Source organism: Pseudomonas sp. Irchel 3A18, assembly GCF_900187465.1.
GTDB lineage: Bacteria > Pseudomonadota > Gammaproteobacteria > Pseudomonadales > Pseudomonadaceae > Aquipseudomonas > Aquipseudomonas cichorii.
This window is the reverse complement of record NZ_FYDI01000002.1, coordinates 376,255-394,427: the sequence shown is the minus strand read 5'-3', so window position 1 is coordinate 394,427 and position 18,173 is coordinate 376,255. Positions and strand designations below refer to the sequence as shown.

Annotated in this window: 16 protein-coding genes; 4 read left to right on the top strand and 12 right to left on the bottom strand. The window is 59.7% G+C overall.

All coding sequences use genetic code 11. From position 1 onward, the window contains the following. Positions 1-94: 94 nt before the first annotated feature. Positions 95-1,030 carry a glutathione S-transferase family protein gene (locus tag CKW23_RS04800; protein ID WP_095067131.1) on the top strand — a complete coding sequence of 312 codons (936 nt, stop codon included), beginning with the start codon at positions 95-97 and terminating at the stop codon, positions 1,028-1,030. Positions 1,031-1,106: 76 nt separating this feature from the next. On the opposite strand, the gene CKW23_RS04795 is transcribed toward CKW23_RS04800, so the two are convergent. Together CKW23_RS04795 and yejK are read right to left on the bottom strand one after the other, a co-directional pair. Continuing rightward, the gene (locus CKW23_RS04795; protein WP_095067130.1) at positions 1,107-1,457 is read right to left on the bottom strand and encodes a glutaredoxin family protein; all 351 of its coding nucleotides are present in this window, start codon (positions 1,455-1,457) and stop codon (positions 1,107-1,109) included. A 5-nt stretch (positions 1,458-1,462) separates the two neighbouring features. Beyond that, positions 1,463-2,464, bottom strand: a complete 1,002-nt coding sequence (gene yejK / locus CKW23_RS04790; RefSeq protein ID WP_025258743.1) for a nucleoid-associated protein YejK — start codon at positions 2,462-2,464, stop codon at positions 1,463-1,465. Between the two features lie 390 nt (positions 2,465-2,854). Here yejK and CKW23_RS04785 point away from each other — a divergent pair, with 390 nt between their 5' ends. Further along, complete coding sequence (locus CKW23_RS04785; RefSeq protein WP_020304671.1) at positions 2,855-3,136, top strand: HU family DNA-binding protein; 282 nt, start codon at positions 2,855-2,857, stop codon at positions 3,134-3,136. A gap of 85 nt (positions 3,137-3,221) precedes the next feature. Here the strand turns inward: CKW23_RS04785 and rlmF are convergent, their stop codons facing one another. The 5 genes from rlmF to CKW23_RS04760 form a co-directional block, all read right to left on the bottom strand. Next, positions 3,222-4,196 carry a 23S rRNA (adenine(1618)-N(6))-methyltransferase RlmF gene (rlmF, locus tag CKW23_RS04780; protein WP_095067129.1) on the bottom strand — a complete coding sequence of 325 codons (975 nt, stop codon included), beginning with the start codon at positions 4,194-4,196 and terminating at the stop codon, positions 3,222-3,224. Positions 4,197-4,331: 135 nt separating this feature from the next. After that, the gene (locus tag CKW23_RS04775; RefSeq protein WP_025258744.1) at positions 4,332-7,178 is read right to left on the bottom strand and encodes a valine--tRNA ligase; all 2,847 of its coding nucleotides are present in this window, start codon (positions 7,176-7,178) and stop codon (positions 4,332-4,334) included. A gap of 151 nt (positions 7,179-7,329) precedes the next feature. Beyond that, positions 7,330-7,782 carry a hypothetical protein gene (locus CKW23_RS04770; protein WP_025258745.1) on the bottom strand — a complete coding sequence of 151 codons (453 nt, stop codon included), beginning with the start codon at positions 7,780-7,782 and terminating at the stop codon, positions 7,330-7,332. A gap of 7 nt (positions 7,783-7,789) precedes the next feature. Next, a complete protein-coding gene (locus CKW23_RS04765; RefSeq protein WP_025258746.1) occupies positions 7,790-8,218 on the bottom strand; it encodes a DNA polymerase III subunit chi in 429 nt (142 codons plus the stop codon). A gap of 57 nt (positions 8,219-8,275) precedes the next feature. Further along, on the bottom strand, positions 8,276-9,766 hold the full coding sequence (locus tag CKW23_RS04760) for a leucyl aminopeptidase (protein ID WP_025258747.1): 1,491 nt from the start codon (positions 9,764-9,766) through the stop codon (positions 8,276-8,278). 327 nt (positions 9,767-10,093) lie between these two features. On the opposite strand from CKW23_RS04760, the gene lptF reads away from it, so the two are divergent. Next, entirely contained in the window at positions 10,094-11,215 is a 1,122-nt protein-coding gene (gene lptF, locus CKW23_RS04755) for an LPS export ABC transporter permease LptF (protein ID WP_025258748.1), read from the top strand. Beyond that, positions 11,208-12,269 (top strand): LPS export ABC transporter permease LptG, encoded by a 1,062-nt coding sequence (gene lptG, locus CKW23_RS04750; RefSeq protein WP_025258749.1) that lies wholly within the window; start codon positions 11,208-11,210, stop codon positions 12,267-12,269. Before lptF ends, lptG begins: the two co-directional genes overlap by 8 nt. A 50-nt stretch (positions 12,270-12,319) precedes the next feature. On the opposite strand, the gene CKW23_RS04745 is transcribed toward lptG, so the two are convergent. The 5 genes from CKW23_RS04745 to gcvH form a co-directional block, all read right to left on the bottom strand. Then, complete coding sequence (locus CKW23_RS04745; RefSeq protein WP_025258750.1) at positions 12,320-12,805, bottom strand: RDD family protein; 486 nt, start codon at positions 12,803-12,805, stop codon at positions 12,320-12,322. A gap of 101 nt (positions 12,806-12,906) precedes the next feature. After that, positions 12,907-13,119: a cold-shock protein gene (locus CKW23_RS04740; RefSeq protein WP_007934683.1), complete on the bottom strand. Its 213-nt coding sequence runs from the start codon at positions 13,117-13,119 to the stop codon at positions 12,907-12,909. Positions 13,120-13,513: 394 nt separating this feature from the next. Continuing rightward, complete coding sequence (gene gcvT / locus CKW23_RS04735) at positions 13,514-14,638, bottom strand: glycine cleavage system aminomethyltransferase GcvT (RefSeq protein WP_025258751.1); 1,125 nt, start codon at positions 14,636-14,638, stop codon at positions 13,514-13,516. An 81-nt stretch (positions 14,639-14,719) separates the two neighbouring features. Continuing rightward, positions 14,720-17,575 carry an aminomethyl-transferring glycine dehydrogenase gene (gcvP, locus tag CKW23_RS04730; RefSeq protein ID WP_095067128.1) on the bottom strand — a complete coding sequence of 952 codons (2,856 nt, stop codon included), beginning with the start codon at positions 17,573-17,575 and terminating at the stop codon, positions 14,720-14,722. Positions 17,576-17,585: 10 nt separating this feature from the next. Then, positions 17,586-17,969, bottom strand: coding sequence for a glycine cleavage system protein GcvH (gene gcvH, locus CKW23_RS04725; RefSeq protein WP_025258753.1), 384 nt, complete (start codon positions 17,967-17,969; stop codon positions 17,586-17,588). Positions 17,970-18,173 lie beyond the last annotated feature (204 nt).

Genomic DNA, 18,173 nt, shown 5'->3' with positions numbered 1-18,173 from the left:
ACCTGAGTAGCCTGTGCCACGCCATGGTCCATGCTGTGCTTCAGCCCCTTGAGCGGCTACGCTGAGGACGACCGATCACAACAAGAGAGTTCACATGTCAGAGCTGATCCTTCATCACTACCCTGCATCGCTGTTCGCCGAAAAGGCCCGCCTGATGCTCGGCTTCAAGGGGCTTTCATGGCGCTCGGTGATCATCCCGCGAATCATGCCCAAACCTGACCTGACGGCCCTGACTGGCGGTTATCGCAAGACGCCGGTTCTGCAGGTCGGTGCGGATATCTACTGCGACACCGCATTGATCGCGCACCGTCTGGAGCAGGAAAAAGCCTCCCCGACCTTTTATCCCGAGGGCCATGAATTCACGGTAACCGGCCTTGCCGCCTGGGGCGATTCGGTGTTGTTCATGCATGCGGTCAGCCTGGTCTTCCAGCCTGCCTCCCTGGCCGTGCGTTTCGCCAGCGTGCCTCCAGAAGCGGTAAAGGCCTTCGTTGCAGACCGCTCGACGCTGTTCGATGGCGGAAACGCTTCGCGCCTGCCGCTGGAGCAGGCACAGCATCAATGGCCGACCCTGATGGCGCGTCTGGAGCAACAACTGGAGCGCAATGGCGACTTCCTGTTTGGCGAACCTTCCATTGCTGACTTCTCTGTGGCGCACACTCTGTGGTTCCTCAAACAGAGCCCCGTGACTGCGCCGCTGGTGGATGACTACCCCGCAGTATTGGCCTGGTTCGAGCGTGTGCTGGGCTTCGGGCATGGCGCGCATAACGAGCTCGCTGCTGCCGACGCCATACAGATCGCCGCGGATGCGACCCCGGTAGCATTGCCTGATGAAGTCTTTGTCGACCCCAATGGCTTCAAGGCCGGTGACCGGGTGGCGATTTCAGCTGTGGATTACGGTGTGGATGCGGTGGAGGGGGAGTTGGTGTTCAGCGGTCTTGAAGAGCTGATCCTGCGCCGTGAAGACCCGCGTGCAGGCCTGGTGCATGTGCATTTCCCACGCCTGGGGTTCCGGATCGAAAAGCGGTCGTGAATTAAATGCTCAGGTAGGAGCGGATTTATCCGCGAAGATCATTTTCGCGAATAAGAGGAGCGCCGCCCGATTGCTCCTACTTCAGCGCCGCCAATATGGCGTCTGGTGAAAAGCCGCGAATCAGCGTCCCGTTGACGTCCAGCAACGGGATGCCACGCCCGCCAAGAGCTTCATAGGCCTTGCGGCCTTCTGCCGACTTCTCGATGTCGTATTCGGTGAAGGCGATGCCCTTGCTGTCCAGAAAGCGCCGGGTCTGCTTGCAGTAGCCGCACCACTCGGTCGCATACATCACGACCCTGGCCTGGCTGTAGCTCTGCGCAACGCTGGCAGGTTGCGGGCTGAACAGGTTCTCGATCTTTCCCCAGTTCTGATAGACCACGACCACCAGCATGATCAGCGCGAACTTCTTGAGGGTACGCAGCAGCATGACGATCAGCGCCGTTTCAGCTGGTCGGTGAGCTGGGTTGGCAGGCCCTTGATGATCAGGGTGCCGGCTTGCTCGTCATATTCGATCTTGTCGCCCAGCAGGTGTGCCTCGAAGCTGATCGAAAGGCCTTCTGCACGGCCTGTGAAGCGCCGGAACTGGTTCAGGGTGCGTTTGTCCGCCGGGATTTCCGGAGACAGGCCGTAGTCCTTGTTGCGGATGTGATCGTAGAACGCGCGCGGGCGGTCCTCATCGATCAGTTCGGACAGCTCTTCCAGGCCCATGGGCTCGCCCATTTTGCTCTGGCTGCTGGCGTAATCCACCAGGGTCTTGGTTTTCTCGCGAGCGGACTCTTCCGGCAGGTCTTCGCTTTCCACGAAGTCGCTGAACGCCTTGAGCAGGGTGCGGGTTTCGCCGGGGCCGTCCACGCCTTCCTGGCAGCCGATGAAGTCGCGGAAGTACTCCGAGACTTTCTTGCCGTTCTTGCCCTTGATGAAAGAGATGTATTGCTTGGATTGCTTGTTGTTCTGCCATTCCGAAATGTTGATCCGTGCAGCCAGGTGCAACTGGCCCAGATCCAGGTGCCGGGACGGGGTTACGTCCAGTTCGTCATTCACCGCCACGCCTTCGCTGTGGTGCAGCAGGGCGATGGCCAGGTAATCAGTCATGCCTTGCTGGTAATGCGCAAACAGCACATGACCGCCCACCGACAGGTTGGATTCTTCCATCAGCTTCTGCAGATGCTCCACCGACACGCGGGAGAACGCCGTGAAGTCGTTTGCGCCGTCCAGGTATTCCTTCAACCAGCCGCTGAACGGGTGTGCACCGGATTCGGCGTGGAACAACCCCCAGGCCTTGCCCTGTTTGGCGTTGTAGCTCTCGTTGAGGTCCGCGAGCATGTTCTCGATGGCCTGGGACTCGGCGAGTTCGGTATCGCGAGCGTGGAGAACAGCGGGCGTACCATCGGGTTTCTTGTCGATCAGGTGGACGATGCAATGACGGATCGGCATGGATATCTCGGCTGGTAATGATGAAGAGCGGACAGCTCGTGCAAGGCCGTCAGTGTAACGCAGGCCTGCGGAAAATGGCCTTGCAGAGCCCGGTTTTCCATTCGACAGGATGTTTTATGATCAATTTTTGAGCGATTACCGCTTAAACCTGACCAAAAGGATAGGTAAGGGCGGATATTTGCCCGGCTCTGTGCTAGTTTTGCCCGGTCTTGCGCACTCAAGCGCGCCAAGCATGCAGATCGTCTACGTGTGGGCCGAACCAAATCCCGGTTTAAGTATCTACATTTCGCGATTTATCGTGGCTGCCAGCGGAGTCTGGTTCATTGCCCGGCCTTTGGCCGACGTTACGTTCTGCAATCCAAATGAATTTGATAGGGAAGGAACACCACCATGGCTCTTACCAAAGACCAATTGATCGCCGATATCGCTGAAGCTATCGACGCGCCAAAAACCACCGCGCGTAATGCTCTTGAGCAGTTGGGCCAAATCGTTGCCGACCAACTGGAAAACGGCGTTGAAATCACCTTGCCAGGTATCGGCAAGCTGAAAGTTGCTGAGCGTCCAGCTCGCACCGGCCGCAACCCTTCGACTGGCGCTGCCATCGAAATCGCTGCCAAGAAAGTCATCAAGTTCGTACCGGCCAAAGTGCTGAACGACTCGATCAACAAGTAAGCTCACGCTTGCTGTGAAAAAGCCGTGCGCCGGATAACCGGGCACGGCTTTTTTGATGCTGTAGCGAATTTATTCGCGAATGAATTCACTCCTGCATGAAGGTCCAGGCTACGAAACGGCTTTGCTTCTGGCCCTGGCCCATTTCTACGACCCGGCTTTGCAGCACGCCGGCTCGTGTCAGCGCAGCCTGAATGGCAGGCAGGTTCGAGGCCTTGGACACCAGGGTGCTGAACCAGCGCACCTGTGTCGGTATCTGGGCGCTTTCGTGGATCAACTGGGTCACGAAACCGATCTCGCCACCTTCGCACCATAATTCCTGGGATTGCCCGCCGAAATTGAGCACCGGCAGCTTGCGCTTGGGGTCAGCCTTGCCCAGTGCGCGCCATTTACGCTGGCTGCCGCGCTGTGCTTCCTCCAGCGAGGAATGGAAGGGCGGGTTGCACAGGCTCACCTCGAAGCGCTCACTGCTGTCGAGCAGGCCCAGCAGAATGTGCTTGCGATTGGTCTGCTGACGCACGCTGATGGCCTTGCTCAAGCCGTTTGCCTTGATGATGGTCGTGGCCGCCGCGATGGCAGTGCTGTCGATATCCGAGCCCACGAAATGCCAGCCATAGTCACTGTGACCCAGCAGCGGATAGATGCAGTTGGCACCGGTGCCGATGTCCAGCGCCTTGATCGAGGCGCCGCGTGGAATCTCGCCATTGTTCTCGCTGGCCAGCAGGTCGGCGAGAAAATGCAGGTAATCGGCACGCCCCGGAATTGGCGGGCACAGGTAGTCAGCCGGAATATCCCAATGGGCGATGCCATACAGCGCCTTGAGCAACGCCCGGTTGAAGACCCGCACGGCCACAGGGTTGGCGAAGTCGATGCTTTCCTTCCCATAGGGGTTGAGGATCACGAACTCGGCCAGTTCCGGGCTGCTTTTGATCAGCTTGGGAAAGTCGTAGCGACCCTGATGGCGGTTGCGCGAGTGCAGCGTGGCCTTCTCGCGAGGCTCTGTTGGCTTGGCAGGACGCTGGGGCTTTTTGCGGGGAGGTTTGGGTTTGTCTGGCGTGGTCATGGGGAGTCGTTCTGAAGATGCGAATGCTGCGCCCCGTAGGAGCGCGCTTGCCCGCGACCTCGTACTCACAACGGATATTGATTCCGACTGAAGGTACGCTGTCGCGGGCAAGCGCGCTCCTACCAGCACATAGGGCTACAAACTGGCGATACGTGCGTGTTGCTCGGCCAGCTTGCTCAGGGCCTGTTCGGCTTCTGTCAGCTTGGCGCGTTCCTTGGCGATGACTTCAGGCGGTGCCTTGTCGACGAACGCCGCGTTGGACAGCTTGCCGCCCACGCGCTGGACTTCGCCTTGCAGGCGCTGGATTTCTTTGTCCAGACGCGCCAGTTCGGCACCCTTGTCGATCAGGCCGGCCATTGGCACCAGCACTTCCATTTCGCCCACCAGACCGGTCGCGGACAGCGGTGCTTCTGCACCTTCAGCCAGTACGGTGATGGATTCGAGCTTGGCCAGTTTCTTGAGCAGGTAGTCGTTCTCGCTCAGGCGACGCTGGTCTTCGGCGTTGACGTTCTTGAGGAACAGTTGCAGCGGCTTGCCCGGACCGATGTTCATTTCACCACGGATGTTACGCACCGCCAGCATCAGGCCCTTGAGCCATTCGATGTCGCCTTCGGCAGCCGCATCGATGCGTGCTTCATTGGCCACCGGCCAGGCTTGCAGCATGATGGTCTTGCCGTCGATGCCGGCCAGCGGCGCGAGGCGCTGCCAGATTTCTTCGGTGATGAACGGCATGAACGGATGCGCCAGACGCAATGCGACTTCCAGTACGCGAACCAGTGTGCGACGGGTGCCGCGCTGACGTTCGATCGGTGCGTTTTCGTCCCAGAGCACAGGCTTGGACAGCTCCAGATACCAGTCGCAATACTGGTTCCAGATGAACTCGTACAAGGCTTGTGCCGCGAGGTCGAAGCGGAACTGATCCAGTTGGCGGGTCACTTCAGCTTCAGTGCGTTGCAGTTGCGAGATGATCCAGCGGTCAGCCAGGGACAGTTCGACTTCTTCGCCGTTCTGGCCGCAGTCTTCGCCCTTGTCCAGCACGTAGCGCGCCGCGTTCCAGATCTTGTTGCAGAAGTTGCGATAGCCTTCCACGCGGCCCATGTCGAACTTGATGTCGCGACCGGTGGACGCCAACGAGCAGAAGGTGAAGCGCAGCGCATCGGTGCCGTAGCTGGCGATGCCGTCGGCGAATTCCTGACGGGTCTGCTTTTCGATCTTCCTGGCCAGTTGTGGCTGCATCAGGCCGCTGGTGCGCTTCTGTACCAGGGTTTCCAGGTCGATACCGTCGACGATATCCAGCGGGTCCAGGACGTTGCCCTTGGACTTGGACATCTTCTGGCCCTGGCCATCGCGCACCAGACCATGCACATAAACCGTCTTGAACGGTACTTGCGGCGTGCCATCCTCGTTTTTCACCAGATGCATGGTGAGCATGATCATCCGGGCGACCCAGAAGAAAATGATGTCGAAACCGGTGACCAGCACGTCAGTGGAGTGGAAGGTTTCCAGTGCCTTGGTCTTTTCCGGCCAGCCGAGGGTGGAGAAGGTCCACAGGCCCGAACTGAACCAGGTGTCGAGTACGTCGTTGTCCTGTTGCAGCGCAACGTTCGGCCCCAGGTTGTGCTTGGCGCGCACTTCGGCTTCGTCGCGACCGACGTAGACCTTGCCGGACTCGTCGTACCAGGCCGGAATGCGGTGGCCCCACCAGAGCTGACGGCTGATGCACCAGTCCTGGATGTCGCGCATCCACGAGAAGTACATGTTTTCGTACTGCTTGGGCACGAAGGCGATGCGGCCGTCTTCCACTGCGGCAATGGCAGGTTCGGCCAATGGTTTGGTGGAAACGTACCACTGGTCGGTCAGCCACGGCTCGATGATGGTGCCGGAGCGGTCGCCTTTCGGGACTTTCAGGGCGTGGTCATCGACGCTGACCAGCAGGCCGGCGGCATCGAATGCGGCGACGATCTGCTTGCGCGCCTCGAAACGGTCCAGGCCGGCGTATTCGGCAGGCAGGCGGCCGTCGATGGACTCGTTAAGCGTGCCGTCGAGGTTGAACACCTGAGCGGCAGGCAGCACCGAAGCGTTCTTGTCGAAGATGTTCAGCAGCGGCAGGTTGTGGCGCTTGCCGACTTCATAGTCGTTGAAATCGTGGGCCGGGGTGATTTTCACGCAGCCGGTGCCGAATTCAGGGTCGCAGTAATCGTCTGCAATGATCGGGATGCGACGGCCAACCAGTGGCAGCTCGACGAACTTGCCGATCAGCGCCTTGTAGCGTTCGTCTTCAGGGTTCACCGCAACGGCCGCGTCACCGAGCATGGTTTCAGGGCGCGTGGTGGCAACGATCAGGTAATCCAGGCCTTCAGCGGTTTTCGCGCCGTCGGCCAGCGGGTAGCGCAGGTTCCACAGGTGACCTTTCTCGTCGTGGTTTTCCACTTCCAGATCGGAAATCGCGGTGTGCAGCTTGGTGTCCCAGTTGACCAGACGCTTGCCACGGTAGATCAGGCCGTCTTCATGCAAACGAACGAAGGCTTCCTGTACGGCGGCGGACATGCCGTCGTCCATGGTGAAGCGCTCGCGGCTCCAGTCCACGGACGAGCCCAGGCGACGGATCTGACGGCTGATGTTGCCACCGGACTCATCCTTCCATTCCCAGATTTTTTCCAGAAACTTCTCGCGGCCCAGGTCGTGACGACTCTGGCCCTGAGCTTCGATACGGCGCTCGACCAGCATCTGCGTGGCGATACCCGCATGGTCGGTGCCCGGTTGCCACAGGGTATTGCGGCCCTGCATGCGACGAAAACGGATCAGGGCATCCATGATCGCGTTGTTGAAACCATGACCCATGTGCAGGCTGCCGGTCACGTTCGGCGGCGGGATCATGATGGTGTAGGAGTCCCCTGCGCCCTGGGGAGCGAAATAGTTTTCGGACTCCCAGGTCTGGTACCAGGAAGTTTCGATGGCGTGCGGCTGGTAAGTCTTGTCCATGCGCGGCGGGACCCTGTGGCATTGATTCAGAAAAGCCGACAAGTATAGACGCAGGGGAAGCTGCAAGCGACAAGCTTTGAGCGGCAAGTTGAAAGCTACAAGCCTCAAGCGTTTGATCCAGCTTGCCGTTTGAAGCTTGAAACTCCTGCTCTTAGAGCTTGCCGCTTGTCGCTGTTGCGTTTGCGACAAGCCTCTCCAGCCTCGCCTCAAGCCGGCGCTTTATCTCCGTCTCGATATGCGGGGCAAAGTCGTCGATCACGTCTTGCATGATCAGTTGCGCCGCGGCCCGCAGTTCTCTGTCCAGATGCAGCAGGGCATCGGGGTTCGGGCTGGATTGCGGTTCCGGTTCGGGAGCGGGCTGGGGGGCTGTTGCTTGCACGGGGGAGTCAGGCAGCAGCGTCGGAATGTCCGGATTGTCGTAATCCGCTTCCTGTGTTCTGTCGGGTTTGTTGCCGACGACGTCGAACAGCAACGGGATCTGGACTTCGCGGTGGATCGTGTCCGTCAGCAGGGGCGGTTGCAGGTTGTCATCGCCGAGCAGTTGGCGGATCGATTCGAGGTCGTCCAGCAGAAGCGCAGGTTCAGCTTTTTTTGAAGTATCCATCGTGTACTCAAAGACGCTGTAGTCGGTGATCTTGCGGAGGATAACCCTGTTCGCGGTACGAGCGGAAACTCTCTCGTGCCGCCAGACGTATTGCCGGTTCTTCCACGACGACTTCCGCCACCCGGGCGAAACGCTTGAAGAAGGTCGGGATGCGCAGGTCAAGATTGACCAGCAGGTCCTGATGTTGCCCGGGATCGTCCCCAAGGCCCAGTACAACCGGAGCCTCGTGATCGCTTTCGGCTTCGCCATGGGGCAGGAAAACTTCGCCTTTGAATCGCCACAGCCGGGCGTCGAGGTCTTCGCGCTGGGCGGCGTCGCTGCAATGCAGGTAGACCTTGTGACCCAGGCGCCAGGCTTTTTCCGTCAGCTTGCAGGCGAAATCCAGGCGTGCTGCAGGGGCGGCGCTGGGGAGAATATAAAAGTCGACTTGAGTCATGTCTGTTCCAGAGCAGGCGGCGTATCGACCGACAAGGCCGATACGCCGCCAGGCATCTTATGCGCCAGCGCGGTCGAGCAGGTATTGGGTCAGCAGCGGAACCGGACGACCGGTTGCGCCTTTTTCCTTGCCGCCGCTCAGCCATGCAGTACCGGCGATGTCGAGGTGTGCCCAGTCATACGCCTTGGTGAAGCGCGACAGGAAGCAGGCTGCGGTGATGGTGCCGCCTTTCGGGCCGCCGATGTTGGCGATGTCGGCGAACGGGCTGTCCAGTTGCTCCTGATACTCGTCGAACAGCGGCAGTTGCCAGGCACGGTCGTCGGCCAGCTTGCCGGCGTCCAGCAGTTGATTGATCAGCACGTCGTTGTTGCCCAGCAGGCCGGACGTGTGGCCGCCCAGTGCAACCACGCAGGCGCCGGTCAGGGTCGCGATGTCGATGACTGCCTGCGGCTTGAAGCGCTCGGCGTAGGTCAGTGCATCGCACAGCACCAGACGGCCTTCGGCGTCGGTGTTGAGGATTTCGACGGTCTGGCCGCTCATGGTCTTGACGATATCGCCCGGACGGGTCGCGGTGCCGCTCGGCATGTTCTCGGCGCAGGCCAGGATGCAGACCAGGTTGATCGGCAGTTGCAGCTCAAGCACGGAGCGCAGGGTGCCGAACACGCTGGCTGCACCGCACATGTCGAACTTCATTTCGTCCATGCCCGCAGCCGGCTTGATGCTGATGCCGCCGGTGTCGAACGTGATGCCCTTGCCGACCAGCACGAAAGGTTTTTCGCTTTTCTTGCCGCCCTGGTAGTTCATGACGATCAGGCGCGGTGGCTGGGCGCTGCCCTGAGCCACTGCCAGGAACGAGCCCATGCCCAGTTCGGCCAGTTTCTTCTCGTCGTGTACTTCGACCTTGAGATTCTTGTGGGCCTTGCCCAACGCCTTGGCCTCTTCGCCCAGGTAGGTCGGGTGGCAGATGTTTGGCGGCAGGTTACCCAGGTCGCGGGTAAAGGCCATGCCCTTGGCGATGGCCTGGGCGTGGGTGGCTGCGCGCTCTACATCGGCGACGCTGGCCTTGGCGGTCAGCAGGGTGATTTTCTTCAGGGCGCGAGGTTCGGCTTTCTGGCTCTTGAAGCGGTCGAACACGTATTCGCCGTCAGCCAGGGTTTCGACCAGCAGGCGAGCCTTGCCGTAAGTGTCGCGATTTTTTACCGCGACCTGATCCAGAGCGATGGCTGCATCGCTGCCGCCCAGGCCCTTGAGGGTAGAGAGTACGCCGCTGATGACTTTCTTGAATTGACGGTCCGACAGCTCGGTTTCCTTGCCGATACCCACCAGCAGGACGCGCTCGGCCTTGAGGTTGGGCAGGCTGTGCAGCAGCAGGCTCTGGCCAACCTTGCCAGCCAGGTCGCCGCGCTTGAGAACGGCGGCAATGGCGCCTCCGCTGAGCGTGTCCACGCTTTGAGCCGCGGTGCCCAGAACGCGATTTTCGCCCACTGCAACCACCAGGGTGGCGGTCTTCAAGGTTTCTGGGCTTACGCTTTTAACAACCAATTCCATGTCGGGTCCCCGAATAGACTGCGAGCTTTCGCAAAATGAATGATGTGAGCGGCAAGTCGAGGCCTTGTGCAGCCGACGCCAGCGTCAAGCCTTGCAGTTTGACCCTGCTTTGCAGCCGCTGACAACCCCGAACAACCGCTCTTACGGTCCGTGTAGGAAGTTGTTGTGAGAACTATCCAGACCGCGCAGTGACAGGAACACTCAATCACAGGATAATGCCGCATATTTTTTGGCGGCTCGCACCTTTGCCGGGTGTGAATGTCTGGTTGCCGTGGCTCATTTTCCCTTGTTCGGCTGCCTGAGCCTGACAACTCTGGAGTGTCTGGTTTGATTGTCTTCCGTTATCTGTCCCGAGAAGTGCTGGTCACCTTGAGCGCGGTAAGCGCTGTATTGCTGGTGATCATCATGAGCGGGCGCTTCATCAAGTATCTGGCCCAGGCTGCTTCGGGTGCGCTCGATCCGGGCGTACTGTTCCTGATCATGGGCTTCCGTCTGCCGGGCTTCCTGCAGTTGATCCTGCCGTTGGGGCTGTTCCTCGGCATTCTGCTGGCGTATGGCCGTCTGTATCTGGAAAGCGAAATGACTGTGCTCTCCGCTACCGGCATGAGCCAGCAGCGTCTGCTCGCTATCACCATGGCACCGGCTGGCGTCGTGGCGCTGCTGGTTGCCTGGCTGAGCTTCAGCCTCGCGCCGCAAGGTGCAACCCAGTTCTCGCTGCTGATCAACAAGCAGGATGCGATGACCGAGTTCGACACCCTGGTGCCGGGGCGTTTTCAGGCGTTGCGCGACGGTTCACGGATTACCTACACCCAGGAACTGTCCGAGGACCGCACCAACCTGAGTGGTGTGTTCATTTCCGAGCGGCGCATTTCCACCGACAAGACCAAAGAGCCGAGCATTACCGTGCTGGTGGCCGACAAGGGTCACCAGGAAGTGCGTGCTGACGGCAGCCGTTTCCTGATCCTTGAAAACGGCTACCGCTACGACGGTAATCCAGGCCAGGCCGATTATCGTGCGATCAAGTACGACACCTATGGTGCGATGCTGCCCAAGCCTGAAATCAGCGAGGACGTCACCGACCGTGAAGCCATTCCCACCAGCGAGCTGATCGGCAACGACACGCCACGCTACCGGGCCGAGTTGCAATGGCGTATCTCGCTGCCGATCCTGGTCTTCATCGTGACCCTGATGGCCGTGCCGCTGGCACGGGTCAATCCTCGCCAAGGGCGCTATCTGAAGCTGCTGCCGGCAATTCTGCTTTACATGTCCTACCTGACCATCCTGATTGCCGTGCGCGGCGCCCTGGAGAAAGGCAAGCTGCCGATCGGCCTGGGCATGTGGTGGGTCCACGGGATTTTCCTGTTGATAGGCATGGCGTTGATTTACTGGGAGCCATTGCGGCTGAAAATGGCGAGTCGCCGTAGCGTAGCGGAGGTGGCTCGTGGTTAAGCTCGATCGATACATTGGTAAAAGCGTATTCCTGGCGATCATGGCGGTGCTGGGGATCATTCTGGGGCTGGCATCGCTGTTCGCCTTCATCGACGAGATGGGCGATATCAGTGACAGCTACACCCTGATGGATGCTGGCAGCTTCGTCCTCATGACCGCCCCGCGGCGGGTCTACGACATGCTGCCGATGGCCGCCCTGATCGGTTGCCTGATCGGTCTGGGTACCCTGGCCAGCAGCAGCGAACTGACCATCATGCGGGCCGCCGGTGTGTCCATTGCACGCATCGTCTGGGCCGTCATGAAGCCCATGCTGTTCCTTATGGCTGCCGGTGTGCTGGTGGGTGAGTATGTTGCGCCCTACGCTGAAAACCAGGCTCAGGCCGCTCGTTCGCTGGCTCAGGGCAGCGGCGACTCCCAGAGTGCCAAGCATGGCTTGTGGCACCGTCAGGGCGATGAGTTCATCCACATCAACACGGTTCAACCCAACGGGCTGATGTATGGCGTGACGCGCTATCGTTTCGATGAGCAGCACCACATGCTGACGTCGAGCTTCGCCAGACAGGCCAACTACATGACCGATTACTGGGAGCTGAAAGACGTCAGCACCACGTATTTCCGTGATGGCAGCACCGAAGTCATCAAGACGCCGGTGGAGCGTTGGGAAGTCTCCCTCAGCCCGCAACTGCTGAGCACGGTCATCATGCCGCCCGAGTCGTTGTCGATTTCCGGTCTGTGGAGCTATGCCCACTATCTGGCGGATCAGGGCCTGAGCAATGGCCGTTACTGGCTGGCGTTCTGGACCAAGGTCCTGCAGCCGCTGGTGACGGTGGCGCTGGTGCTGATGGCAATCTCGTTCATCTTCGGCCCGCTGCGTTCCGTGACCCTGGGGCAGCGTGTCTTCACGGGTGTGCTGGTAGGCTTTACCTTCCGTATTATTCAGGACCTGCTGGGCCCGTCGAGCCTGGTGTTCGGCTTCTCGCCGCTGTTCGCGGTGCTGGTGCCGGCAGCCGCCTGTGCCCTGGCGGGTGTGCTGTTGCTTCGCCGCGCAGGATGATCATCCAGTGAGTTGAAAAAGCCGACCTCGAGTCGGCTTTTTCATGGGCGCTATTTCTGTTTGGGGACCTTTACCAGCAGGGTGCCGGAGTACATGTCATGCCAGGTACGCTGCTGCTTGTCGAACAGGCACCAGACAAAGCCCAGCCCCAGGCACAGCCACGAAGCGATGGACACGATAAAACGCAGCAGCGCCTGCATCAGGCTGATGGCGGTGCCGTCGGCGTTCTGTACGCGAATGCCCCATACCTGCATGCCCAGCGTCTGGCCGCCATGGGTCCAGAACTTGGCGAAGAAACCGAAGGTGACCAGCAGGAGAATAGAGGAGAGCAGAGGGTCGCCATCCAGCGAGCCGGATTCGGACAGAACGCGCAGTCTGGCCTCTCCGATGAAAGCCATCAGCACCAGCTTGTAGACGAAGGCGGTAACCAGTTGCAGAGCGAAGCAGAGGAAGGCGTCGTAACAGATGGCTGCCAGACGTCGAGCAAGGCCAGCGGGGGCGAAATCGCCTTGCGGTCGAAGCAGGTGTTTGGACATCGCGAAGCTCTCGATTACGGTCAAGACCGCATCTTACGAAATCGCGTCCATAAAAAAGCCCCTGAGATCAATAAAATCAGGGGCTTTTCGGGCTTTGGTTATTAACCTTCGGCCTGTACTTCATCAGCCTGCATGCCTTTTTGGCCCTGCACGGCGACGAAGGTCACTTTCTGGCCTTCTTTCAGGCTCTTGAAGCCGTTACCTTGAATTGCGCGGAAATGTACGAACAGATCCGGACCGCTTTCTGGAGTGATAAAACCAAAACCTTTTTCGTCGTTGAACCACTTGACGGTGCCGCTCTGACGTTGGGACATTTTCTTATTTCCTTGACGCTTGAATTGGTGACAGCCTCTTTCACACGAAAGAGTACTGGGGCTGGTTGCAAGAAGTAAGAAACGTAGAACGGGATGTAGCAACGCTTTGAGCTACTGCCCAGGTCCAGATTCAGCGACCTATGCAAACACAGTCAGGAAACTCTACGCCAACTCTCGTTACAAAAACAAGCCCCGCTTTGCCCCTTGTTTTCATGCTCGTCAGAGAGCTGCAGGGATCTTTCAGTCAGGGTTTAAAACTGCCCGTTTATGGACCGTTTGTGCACTTTGTCGGGGCATTTTTTCGACGACAAAACCCCTGTTGCGCGGCTCTGTGAAAGAACCATGCAACAGGGCAATTGTGCCGTGAATAATTGCTGTTTTTTTGACGCTGTTTTCAGCCGCGGAAGTAACGTTGCGCAACAAAAGGCATTTTGCTTACCAGCATCGGGACTTTCTTGCCGCGTACCACTGCCCAGACTGGCGTATCCAGCGCAGTGAAGTGGCTGTCCAGATAGCCCATCGCCAAGGGGCCGCCCAGTGTCGGACCAAAACCGCCACTGCAAACGCTGCCGATTGTCTGGCCTTCCGCATCGACGATTTCGGTGCCTTCACGCACCGGCGTACGTTCCTGCGGCAACAGGCCGACACGTTTTTTTTCTACGCCGGCTTGCTGCTGGACGAATATTTTTTCGGCACCGGGGAATCCGCCGGCACGAATACCTTCGGCGCGCCGTGCCTTGGAAACGGCCCACAACAGGCTGGCTTCGACGGGGGATGTCTCGACATTCATGTCGTGGCCGTACAGGCACAGACCGGCTTCCAGGCGTAGCGAGTCACGCGCCCCCAGGCCGATTGGAGCCACTTCCGGCTCGTCCAGCAGGCGACGCGCCAAGGCTTCGGCCTGTGCGGCCGGAACCGAAATTTCATAACCGTCTTCGCCGGTGTAGCCCGAGCGGCTGACATAGCACTCGCTGCCCTGCAGCGTGACACGGGTGAACTGCATGAACGTCATGCTTGCCACTTGCGGAGCCAGGCGTGCGAGCACGGTAGCCGCTTGCGGACCTTGCAGGGCGAGCAGGGCGCGTTCTTCAAACAGGGGTTCTATGGCGCAGTGCGAAGCCAGATGCTTGCGCAGGTGCGCCAGGTCTTCGTTCTTGCAGGCGGCATTGACCACCAGCATCAGTTGATCGTTGCCCAGGTTGGCAACCATCAGGTCATCGAGGATGCCGCCGTTTTCGTTGGTGAACATTGCATAGCGCTGCATGCCGACCGGCAGGTCGATGATGTCCACCGGGACCAGGGTTTCCAGTGCCTGCGCGGCGCCTGCACCGGTCAGAAGAATCTGGCCCATGTGCGAGACATCGAACAGACCGGCTTTTTCACGGGTATGCAGGTGTTCTTTCATGACGCCGGCCGGGTATTGCACGGGCATGTCATAACCGGCGAAGGGCACCATTTTGGCGCCGAGTTCGCGGTGCAGGGCGTGTAGCGGTGTGGTCAGCAATTGTTCTGTCGGCATGATGGGTTCCGTATACAAGAGAAGGCCTTCGCGAATGAGTTCGCCTCTACAGCAAGAGCGTTCTTCGCGAAGGCTGGGCGATCACGCCTCTTGGTAGCTTTCGATGGACGGGCAGGCGCAGACCAGATTGCGGTCGCCGAACACGTTGTCGACACGGCCCACAGGTGGCCAGTATTTGCCTTCGATCAGCGACTCGACCGGGTACACGGCCTGCTCGCGGCTGTACGGATGGCTCCATTGACCGGCGATTTCCGCAGCAGTGTGCGGCGCGTTTTTCAGCGGGTTGTCATCCTTGTCCAGGGTGCCGTTTTCGACAGCGTGGATTTCCTCGCGGATCTTGATCATGGCCTCGCAGAAACGATCCAGTTCTTCCTTGGATTCGCTCTCGGTCGGCTCGATCATCAGGGTGCCGGCCACCGGGAACGACATGGTCGGTGCGTGGAAGCCGAAGTCGATCAGGCGCTTGGCGACGTCATCGACGCTGATGCCACTGGTTTCCTTGAGCGGGCGCAGGTCCAGGATGCATTCGTGGGCCACCAGACCGTTGCTGCCGGTGTAGAGCACCGGGTAATGATCTTCCAGGCGACGGGAGATGTAGTTGGCGTTGAGGATCGCCAGTTGCGAAGCGCGCTTGAGGCCTTCGCCGCCCATCATGCGAATGTACATCCAGGTGATGGGCAGAATGCTCGCGCTGCCGAACGGTGCTGCGCAGACTGCGCCTTCCTTGCGCTCCATCTGGCCGTGGCCGGGCAGGAACGGTGTCAGGTGCGACTTCACGCCAATCGGGCCGACGCCCGGGCCGCCACCGCCATGGGGAATGCAGAAGGTCTTGTGCAGGTTCAGGTGCGAAACGTCGCCGCCGAACTTGCCTGGTGCGCAGAGGCCGACCATGGCATTCATGTTGGCGCCGTCGATGTAAACCTGGCCGCCGTTGTCATGGATGATGCCGCAGATTTCACGGATGCCTTCTTCAAACACGCCATGGGTCGACGGGTAGGTGATCATCAGGGCCGCGAGTTGATCGCGATGCTCGACGGCCTTGGCGCGCAGGTCTTCGATATCGACGTTGCCGCGTGCGTCGCAGGCGGTCACTACCACGCGCATGCCGGCCATGTGGGCGGTGGCCGGGTTGGTGCCGTGGGCGGACGACGGAATCAGGCAGATGTCGCGGGCTTCATCGCCACGGCTCTGGTGGTAGGCACGGATCGCCAGCAGGCCGGCGTATTCACCCTGAGAGCCCGCGTTGGGTTGCAGGGAAATGGCATCGTAGCCGGTGGCGGCGCAGAGCATCGTTTCCAGTTCGCTGGTCAGTTGCTGGTAACCGGCGCTTTGCTCGGCTGGCGCGAACGGGTGCAGGTTGCCGAACTCGGCCCAGGTGACCGGGATCATTTCGCTGGCAGCATTGAGCTTCATGGTGCAGGAGCCCAGCGGAATCATGGTGCGGTCCAGCGCCAGGTCCTTGTCGGCCAGCTTGCGCAGGTAACGCATCAGCTCGGTTTCGGAGTGATAGCGATTGAAGACCGGATGGCTGAGGATCGCCGATTGACGCGCCAGGGCCTTGGGCAGATACGACTTGGCACTGGAAGCCAGGGTTGCTAAGTCCGGTAGGGTCTGACCGTCGGCAGCAAAGATCGTCCACAGGGTTTCGACCGCCGACTGCGAGGTGGTTTCGTCGAAGGACAGGCCCAGGTATTCGGCGTTGATTTCACGCAGGTTGATATGGTGTGCGCGTGCCTTGGTGTGCAGCGAGGCGGTCTTGGCGCCTGTGTTTATGGTCAGACTGTCGAAGAAGAATTCCTGCTCGATTTTCAGACCCAGTTGGCTCAGGCCTTCTGCGAAGATCGCAGTCATGCGATGCACGCGGTTGGCGATTTGTGTCAGGCCGGCAGGCCCGTGGTAGACGGCATACATGCTGGCGATGTTGGCCAGCAGCACTTGTGCGGTGCAGATGTTGCTGGTGGCTTTCTCGCGACGGATATGTTGCTCGCGGGTCTGCATGGCCAGACGCAGTGCCTGCTTGCCATGGCGATCCACCGAGACACCGACCAGACGGCCCGGCATGTCACGCTTGAACGCATCGCGGGTGGAGAAGTACGCCGCATGCGGGCCACCGAAGCCCAGCGGCACGCCGAAACGCTGGGCGCTGCCGATGGCTACGTCTGCGCCGAATTCGCCCGGTGGCGTCAGCAGGGTCAGGGCCAGCAGGTCGGCGGCCACCGCCACCAGCGCGTTGGCGCTGTGGAAGCGTTCGATCAGTTCGCGGTAATCGAACACATCGCCATTGCTGGCCGGGTATTGCAGCAGCGCACCGAAGTAGTCGCTGACATCGCCCAGTTCTGCTTCATCGGCCACCACGACGGTAATGCCCAATGGCTCGGCGCGGGTGCGCAGCACGTCCAGGGTTTGTGGATGGCAGTGGGCCGAAGCGAAGAAGTGCTGGCTGCTTTTGTTCTTGCTCAGGCGCTTGCAGAAGGTCATGGCCTCCGCAGCGGCGGTGGCTTCATCCAGCAGCGAGGCGTTGGCAATCGGCAGGCCGGTGAGGTCGCTGATCAGGGTCTGGAAGTTGAGCAGCGATTCCAGGCGGCCCTGGGAAATCTCTGGCTGATACGGCGTGTAAGCGGTGTACCAGGCCGGGTTTTCCAGCAGGTTGCGCAGGATCGGAGCCGGGGTGTGAGTGTTGTAGTAACCCTGGCCGATGTAGGTCTTGAACAACTGGTTCTTGCTGGCGATGGCCTTGATCGATGCCAGGGCATCGGCTTCGCTCTGGCCGGCGGGCAGGTTCAGGACGCTGGTGCCCTTGATGCTCTGCGGGATCACGCTTTCGCTCAGTGCCTCGATAGAGTCGAAGCCCAGGGTTTGCAGCATGGCCTGTTCGTCACTGGCGCGAGGGCCGATGTGGCGGGCAATGAATTCGTTGGCGGTATTCAGGTCAGTCATGGCTCGCTCCTCAGGCTTCGGCGTTGGCTTTGATCAGTCGGTCGTAGGCGTCCTGATCCAGCAGGCCGTTAATGGCATTGGCGTCTTGCGGGATGAAGCGAAAGAACCAGCCTGCGCCAAGCGCATCTTCGTTGACCAGTTCGGGGGTGCTGTCGAGTTCGGCGTTGACGGCGACCACCTCGCCATCCAGCGGCATATTGATGCTGCTGGCGGCTTTCACCGATTCCACGACCGAGACTTCGGCGTGTTGAGTGTAGGTCTGTAATTCCGGAAGTTGCACGTAAACCACGTCACCGAGGGATTCCTGTGCATAAGGCGTGATGCCTACCGTGACACTGCCATCGGCTTCGGCCCGCAGCCATTCGTGCTCAACGGTGAATCGCAACTCGCTCATAACAACTCCTCAAGGGTAAAAGCCAGCGGCGTGCGCTGGTGCTATGAGAAGCTGTTTTGCAAGTTTGCGGCCAATATAGAATTTGTCTTTTAAATCAATAGCTTAAATTATTTATGGAAAGAGGTTTTTTTCAGGGCTGTAGCGAAATCGATACAGTAGCGGAGGGCTGCAAAATCCTCATGGGATCAAAGCCTTGCTGGTGGG

Excerpts from the sequence above, each read along its gene's own strand:
- CKW23_RS04800 (WP_095067131.1), top strand. The coding sequence starts at position 95 with ATGTCAGAGCTGATCCTTCATCACTACCCTGCATCGCTGTTCGCCGAA.
- CKW23_RS04795 (WP_095067130.1), bottom strand. The coding sequence starts at position 1,457 with ATGCTGCTGCGTACCCTCAAGAAGTTCGCGCTGATCATGCTGGTGGTC.
- yejK (WP_025258743.1), bottom strand. The coding sequence starts at position 2,464 with ATGCCGATCCGTCATTGCATCGTCCACCTGATCGACAAGAAACCCGAT.
- CKW23_RS04785 (WP_020304671.1), top strand. The coding sequence starts at position 2,855 with ATGGCTCTTACCAAAGACCAATTGATCGCCGATATCGCTGAAGCTATC.
- rlmF (WP_095067129.1), bottom strand. The coding sequence starts at position 4,196 with ATGACCACGCCAGACAAACCCAAACCTCCCCGCAAAAAGCCCCAGCGT.
- CKW23_RS04775 (WP_025258744.1), bottom strand. The coding sequence starts at position 7,178 with ATGGACAAGACTTACCAGCCGCACGCCATCGAAACTTCCTGGTACCAG.
- CKW23_RS04770 (WP_025258745.1), bottom strand. The coding sequence starts at position 7,782 with ATGGATACTTCAAAAAAAGCTGAACCTGCGCTTCTGCTGGACGACCTC.
- CKW23_RS04765 (WP_025258746.1), bottom strand. The coding sequence starts at position 8,218 with ATGACTCAAGTCGACTTTTATATTCTCCCCAGCGCCGCCCCTGCAGCA.
- CKW23_RS04760 (WP_025258747.1), bottom strand. The coding sequence starts at position 9,766 with ATGGAATTGGTTGTTAAAAGCGTAAGCCCAGAAACCTTGAAGACCGCC.
- CKW23_RS04745 (WP_025258750.1), bottom strand. The coding sequence starts at position 12,805 with ATGTCCAAACACCTGCTTCGACCGCAAGGCGATTTCGCCCCCGCTGGC.
- CKW23_RS04740 (WP_007934683.1), bottom strand. The coding sequence starts at position 13,119 with ATGTCCCAACGTCAGAGCGGCACCGTCAAGTGGTTCAACGACGAAAAA.
- gcvT (WP_025258751.1), bottom strand. The coding sequence starts at position 14,638 with ATGCCGACAGAACAATTGCTGACCACACCGCTACACGCCCTGCACCGC.
- gcvP (WP_095067128.1), bottom strand. The coding sequence starts at position 17,575 with ATGACTGACCTGAATACCGCCAACGAATTCATTGCCCGCCACATCGGC.
- gcvH (WP_025258753.1), bottom strand. The coding sequence starts at position 17,969 with ATGAGCGAGTTGCGATTCACCGTTGAGCACGAATGGCTGCGGGCCGAA.